Source organism: Lentiprolixibacter sp. (assembly GCF_982873095.1).
In genome coordinates, this window is sequence record NZ_CEYNTP010000161.1 from 1 (window position 1) to 6,619 (window position 6,619).

General features: G+C 47.8%; 6 protein-coding genes. 4 read left to right on the forward strand and 2 right to left on the reverse strand.

Features of this window, described 5'->3' with window-relative positions; all coding sequences use genetic code 11:
- Both AC4E7D_RS10035 and gldJ read right to left on the reverse strand, forming a co-directional pair.
- Nucleotides 1–525 (reverse strand): Mur ligase family protein (locus tag AC4E7D_RS10035; RefSeq protein ID WP_490173664.1); only part of this gene is annotated, 525 nt, incomplete at its 3' end.
- Nucleotides 526–592: 67 nt separating this feature from the next.
- The gene (gene gldJ, locus AC4E7D_RS10040; RefSeq protein WP_490173665.1) at nucleotides 593–2,257 is read right to left on the reverse strand and encodes a gliding motility lipoprotein GldJ; all 1,665 of its coding nucleotides are present in this window, start codon (nucleotides 2,255–2,257) and stop codon (nucleotides 593–595) included.
- 442 nt (nucleotides 2,258–2,699) lie between these two features.
- Between gldJ and porV the strand changes: the two genes are divergently transcribed.
- From porV to AC4E7D_RS10060, 4 genes are all read left to right on the forward strand, one after another.
- A complete protein-coding gene (gene porV / locus AC4E7D_RS10045; protein WP_490173666.1) occupies nucleotides 2,700–3,845 on the forward strand; it encodes a type IX secretion system outer membrane channel protein PorV in 1,146 nt (381 codons plus the stop codon).
- Between the two features lie 79 nt (nucleotides 3,846–3,924).
- A complete protein-coding gene (locus AC4E7D_RS10050) occupies nucleotides 3,925–4,410 on the forward strand; it encodes a cytidine deaminase (RefSeq protein WP_490173667.1) in 486 nt (161 codons plus the stop codon).
- Between the two features lie 171 nt (nucleotides 4,411–4,581).
- Nucleotides 4,582–5,580 carry a pyruvate dehydrogenase (acetyl-transferring) E1 component subunit alpha gene (pdhA, locus tag AC4E7D_RS10055; RefSeq protein WP_490173668.1) on the forward strand — a complete coding sequence of 333 codons (999 nt, stop codon included), beginning with the start codon at nucleotides 4,582–4,584 and terminating at the stop codon, nucleotides 5,578–5,580.
- Nucleotides 5,581–5,585: 5 nt separating this feature from the next.
- Nucleotides 5,586–6,619 (forward strand): biotin/lipoyl-containing protein (locus AC4E7D_RS10060; protein ID WP_490173669.1); only part of this gene is annotated, 1,034 nt, incomplete at its 3' end.

Sequence of the window (6,619 nt, forward strand, 5' to 3'; positions counted from 1 at the left end):
TCCAAAATTGGTGATATAGCCGTAATCAGGTTCAGCCAGCGTACACAAAAAGGCGATTTCTTTTTGGTGATTGGCTCCCATCTCAATTATGGCAATTTCGGTTTCTGAAGTGATTGTAAGCAGTGAAAGGGGCACCCCAATATGGTTGTTCAGGTTGCCTTGTGTGGCGATGGTAGCGTATTTTTTTTGAAGTACGGCGTGGATCAGTTCTTTGGTTGTGGTTTTACCATTGCTGCCGGTTAGCGCCAGGACCCGTGTCCCGAAATGCCTGCGGTGGTGGAGTGCCAGGTCCTGAAGGGTTTTTAGCACATCCGGGACCAGCAGGAACCGGTCATCCCGGGCAATTTCAGCGTCGTCTACCACCGCTAGGGTGGCTCCCTTTTCCAGTGCTGACAAAGCAAACTTGTTGCCGTCAAAATTATCCCCTCTGAGCGCAAAAAAAATACACGGTCCTTCAATTTTCCGGGTGTCCGTGCATGCTTTTGGTGTTTCCAGAAAGAGGCGGTGCAATGCTTCAATCGTCATGCCTCAAAGATAAAAAAAAGCCCTAACACCATAGGCATCAGGGCTTACAACACTTTACTTAAAAATTTTACCTAGCTTTTTTCCCGCGAACGGTTTTGTTCTTGGTCTTAGATTTGGATCCCACTCTGGACATGGCACATCGGAAACCGATGTAGTCAGTGGCCATATACTGAGGCAGATATCTTCTCTGGGCAGGGTCCAGCCAGTAAGCCCGGTCTCTCCAGGAACCTCCCTTGTATACCCGAACTTCATCATTGATAAGACTGGTTCGGTTGTTGTCAGTATCGTATTGACGGATCACCTTGCCGGTAGAGTCGCGCTCAACCTTGTGTTTCGGTGCGTTGTACATGTTACGTGGCTTGTCTTCTTCGTCGCTGAATCGATCAAAGAATCTTGAGGAACCTGGATCCCCGTCACGGTAAGCCCTGTTATCACTTGCAGAAAAATTCGTCCTCAGGTAGGTTTCCTGCTCATCAACCGGTACCATTTTGATTTCTCCGGGCAGATTTACAGCAACTACTTTTCCTGTAGGCAAGGTATCATATACAATGGCATCTTCGAGGATTTTAACCTTTCCGTCTTCGTCAATTGCCGTTTTCATATAAATGTTTCCACGGTAGTAATTGAAATCGCTGATTTCATCGTCTACGATTGGACGGTATACATCCGAAACCCATTCGGCTACATTTCCAGCCATATCATATAAACCAAGGTCATTGGGTTTGTACGATTTCACCTCTGCGGTGATATCCGCACCATCATCAGACCATCCGGCGATCCCGCCGTAATCCCCTTTACCTTGTTTGAAGTTGGCCAGTTGGTCCCCACGGCCTACACGCTGACCATTTCGAGTGTAATCCCCTTCCCATGGATATTTTTTCCTTCCGCGGTAGTTGTTGTATTCACGGGTTCCAACAAGAGCCTGGGCAGCGTACTCCCACTCCGTTTCAGTAGGTAGTCTGTATTCAGGCATGATAATCCCCGAACTCCTTTTGGCGAAGACCGAGATGGAATCTCGTTTTTTCTTCCCCTGCAGGGAATCTATTTGTCCGCCATAGATCGATTCCGGCCTGTTCAAATAGGCCTCCGTACTAAAGGTGCCACCGATTTCTCCGGTCACCGCTTTATACTTGGCATCTGAAGCCAGATATCCTTCTCGTTCCAGCATGGCCTCATTTACCCGGTCGGTCCTCCACTCGGCAAACTCAACTGCCTGTATCCAGTTCACACCAACTACAGGGTACTCCGCATAGGCGGGGTGCCTCAGGTAGTTGTTGGTCATGGTTTCGTTAAATCCTAAACGGTTTCGCCATACCAGGGTGTCTGGAAGAGCACCTTTATAGATATTGGCATATTTGGGATTTTCCGGTGGGTATACGGATTTGAGATAATCCAGGTACTCCAGGTACATCACATTGGTTACCTCGGTTTCATCCATGTAGAATGACTGTACGTGTTGCGTGGTTGGTGAATTGTTCCAATCGTGCATCACGTCATCCTGGACCTTTCCTTTGGTAAAGGTTCCCCCTTCAACAAAGACAAGCCCTGGGGCAGTTTCCTGTTCCTTAAAATCGGAATTGTATTGGAATCCTCCTTCTTTGGCATTGATCTTCCATCCTGTTGCCCGCGAAACATTCTTGGAGCTGGAGGACGATTTTTTACAGCTGTTTAGGCTCAGGGCTCCCGCAATTACGGTTAAAGAAAGAAAAACCCTTGTCAATTGTTTTTTCATCTGTATTTAGGACTTTGCATAGGTAAACCGGCTCTTGCGGTTTTGGTTTTCGTTAAATTAAGTGTCGCTTTTGGCTAATAGAACGAGCATTTGTGCATTATATTTTGTTGCCCCAATTTTTTTTTGGTCGCTGGAATGCGGCCAGGTTTTCCGGGGCTCCTGCACAAAGACATAACGGGTTTTGTCCCATATTAGTATACCGGGCTCAGCTTACTAGGGTCCCAACCCGTAATGCCCGGCCTACATGCGATGGTGGATGCTTCGTGCCGTATTTGATCCCTTTTGGATATGATATGGCAGATAAATGTGTATTTTTTCTACCCTTATTATATAAGATATTGGCCAAATGGCCGTTTACTTCTAACAATAGAGGAGGTATATCTGCGTTTAGATGGGATATACCTTATAATAAACAGTATTTGAAATCATGTATATGAACTGGATGAAAAAATTGCCGGCTTTGATCCTTGTTGCGTTCACCTTTACAGGGATAGCTCAGGAAGACAGAGTGATAACTACTGCAGTGCCTTTCTTGACCATTGCTGCAGATGCCCGTGCCGCCGGGATGGGCGATATGGGGGTTGCTACTTCTACCGATGCCTTCAGCCAGCAATGGAACCCGGCGAAATTCGCCTTTGCGGAAAGTCAAATGGGCCTAGGGGTAAGTTATACGCCTTATCTCGAAAGTATCATCACTGATATTTCCTTATTGAGTGGAAATTTTTACAATAAGATCAATGATCAGAGCGCTTTTGCTTTCAGTCTCAGGTATTTTACACTAGGGGAAATAGAGCTGCGTCAGTTTGCCAATGACCCGGGTACGCTGGCTAAACCCAATGAATTGTCTCTGGATGGTTCGTATTCCCTGAAACTAAGCCCTACATTTTCCATGGCGGTAGGAGGCCGGTTTATCAGATCTAACCTGAAACTACCTGAAAACGGGGATGTAGATTCCCAGGCGGCCAGCACCTTTGCTGTGGATGTAGCCGGATATTTTCGATCCAAGGAGATCGCCTACAGCAGTTTTAGCGGTAGGTGGAGAGCCGGATTCAACCTGTCTAACCTGGGCGGAAAGATCAATTATGACGATGGGGGGCAGGAAAACTTTATCCCTACCAATCTAAGGTTTGGAGGTGGCTTTGATTTTATCTTTGATCAGGACAATACCCTGGCACTGACCACGGAATTCAGCAAATTGCTGGTACCCACACCCAAGGATTTTGATGGGGATGGCGACATCGATGCCGATGACAATGCCGAGTACCAGGAACAGTCCTTTTTCTCAGGTATCTTCTCTTCCTTCGGGGATGCTCCGGATGGTTTTAGCGAAGAGCTGAAAGAAATTACCTGGGCTTTCGGCGCGGAGTATATGTACCAGGATGCCTTTATGGTAAGAACGGGATATTTTAATGAGAGCGAAGAAAAGGGATCCCGAAAATTCTTTACCCTGGGTGCCGGATTTAAATTCAGGGCAGCACAGATCGACCTGTCCTACCTGTTCTCGACTTCTCAGGTGAGGAACCCGCTTGAAAACACATTGCGTTTCTCCCTGACCTTTAACCTGGGACAGGAGTTTGTGAACGACTAGACCAAAATAATTATAGGAATGAAAACCTGCTGCCTGGCAGGTTTTCTTATTTTTACCTGATATCCCAGCATTACAAATCATGAAAAAGGAACGCCATTGTTTTGATTATGAAGTATATGATAGCCCGGAGCTACTGAGCGCTGAAGAACAAGGCTTGCTTGCAAAGGCCAGTGAATCCCGGGAACATGCCTATGCACCCTATTCTCATTTTAAGGTAGGTGCGGCAGTATTGCTCGAAAATCAGGAGGTAGTCATAGGCAGCAATCAGGAAAATGCGTCCTTTCCTTCCGGCCTTTGTGCCGAACGTGTTGCCGTATTTCAGGCTGGGGCACTCTACCCCGGCGTCCCTATTCGTGCTATAGCCATTGTAGCAGCCCTTGAGGAAGGGGATTCAGGACGGCCAGCGGCACCCTGCGGGAACTGTCGTCAGGCAATATTTGAATATGAAAAGAACCAAAATACCCCCATTACTTTACTTCTCATGGGGAGTAGCGGACAGCTTATCAAATGCAGGGCAATAGCTGATTTACTTCCCCTCGCATTCGGCAACGATTTTCTGGGATAACGATCCTCAGCAGGACTTCCCAGCCGATTCAGAATCGACTCTTTTATTTAAGGTTTGGTTTTTGCGCATTTCTTTTTCCCATTGGATATAATGTGTATTTTTGTTTTTCGATTTTTCGGCATTGCTTAGGCAGTGGCAGGCAAAATCGATAACCTAAAATTAAACCGGTTCATGGAGAAAGTAACGAAAGAGGTTTACCTGAAGTGGTATGAAGACATGCTGTTCTGGAGGAAGTTTGAAGACAAACTAGCCGCCGTGTATATTCAGCAGAAAGTCAGGGGGTTCCTTCACTTATACAATGGTCAGGAAGCCGTCCTGGCAGGTGCACTGCATGCAATGGACCTCACCAAAGACAGGATGATCACTGCCTATCGCAACCACGTACAGCCCATCGGGATGGGGGTGGATCCGCGAAAAGTGATGGCCGAATTGTATGGCAAAGTAACCGGTACTTCAAAAGGCATGGGTGGGTCCATGCACATCTTTGACAAAGAACACCGGTTTTATGGGGGGCATGGTATTGTAGGAGGGCAAATTCCCCTTGGAGCAGGCCTTGCTTTCGCCGACAAATATTTTAAGAGAGATGCAGTAACCCTTTGCTATATGGGTGATGGTGCCGTTCGGCAGGGGAGTCTCCACGAGACCTTCAACCTTGCCATGTTGTGGCAACTCCCGGTAGTTTTCGTTTGTGAGAATAACGGCTATGCCATGGGTACTTCCGTGGCCAGGACAGCCCATCATGAGGAAATCTGGAAACTTGGACTGGGCTATGAAATGCCCAGTGCTCCCGTAGATGGGATGGACCCTAAGAAAGTAGCTGAGGAAATGAGCAAGGCCATTGAACGGGCAAGGAGCGGGGGAGGACCTACTTTCCTGGAAATGAAAACCTATCGCTATCGCGGGCATTCCATGTCAGATGCACAGCACTACAGGACAAAGGAAGAAGTGGAAGAATACAAAAAGATAGACCCCATTACCCAGGTCAAGGCAGTGCTCCTCGAGAAAAAGTACGCTACAGAAGAAGAAATTAAAGAGATTGATAAAAGGGTAAAAGACAAGGTAAAGGAATGTGAGCAATTCGCAGAGGAATCGGCCTTCCCTCCAAAGGAACAACTATACGATGTAGTCTACGAGCAAGAAGATTATCCATTCTTACCCCATAAATTATAAAAACGATGGCGCAAGTAATCAATATGCCCAGATTGAGTGACACCATGGAGGAAGGAACCGTGGCGAAGTGGCTTAAAAGTGTGGGAGATAAAGTTGAAGAAGGCGATATATTAGCTGAAATCGAGACCGATAAGGCTACCATGGAGTTCGAATCCTTCCACGAAGGAGTCCTGCTGCATATTGGTATACAGGAAGGAGATGGTGCTCCGGTTGACTCACTTTTGGCCATCATTGGTGAGGAAGGGGAAGACATCTCTGCTTTGTTAAATGGTGGCACGGCGACTGAGGAAAAAGATGCTCCCGCCGAAGCTCCGGCTGAAACCCCTGTATCCACAGCAGAAACACCAGCTCCGGCATCAGAAATTCCTGAGGGTGTGGAAATCGTAAAAATGCCCCGCCTGAGTGATACCATGGAAGAAGGAACGGTGGCCACCTGGTTGAAGAAAGTAGGGGATACCGTAGAAGAAGGAGACATTCTGGCTGAGATCGAAACCGACAAGGCCACAATGGAATTTGAATCCTTTTACTCGGGGACCCTGTTGCACATAGGCATAGGTGAGGGAGAATCCGCTCCTGTTGATGAGGTCCTGGCCATTATCGGGCCGGAAGGTACGGATGTGAGTGCAGTGTTGGCTGTTGACACAACCGCTGCCCCGGCAGCCCCTAAAGGTGAAGCGACAGAACAACCTGCAGCTGAACCCACTTCAGAAATGGCAGCTACAGCACCTGCTCCTGCAGGTGATGGTCAGCGCCTCTTTGCTTCTCCCCTTGCCAAAAAGATGGCACAGGATAGGGGGATCGACCTGAGGACGGTCAATGGTTCAGGTGAACACGGCCGGATCATCAAAAGAGATATTGAAAATTACAAGGCACCCGCAGCTGCCGCACCGAGTGAGCCTGCTCAGGCAGCTTCTGCTGCTCCCGCAGTTGCCCCTATTGCACTTCCTGTTGGGGAAGAGCGCTTCGAAGAGGTTAAGAACTCACAGATGCGCAAGGTAATCGCCCGCCGTCTTAGTGAATCCAAATTCACCGCTACCCA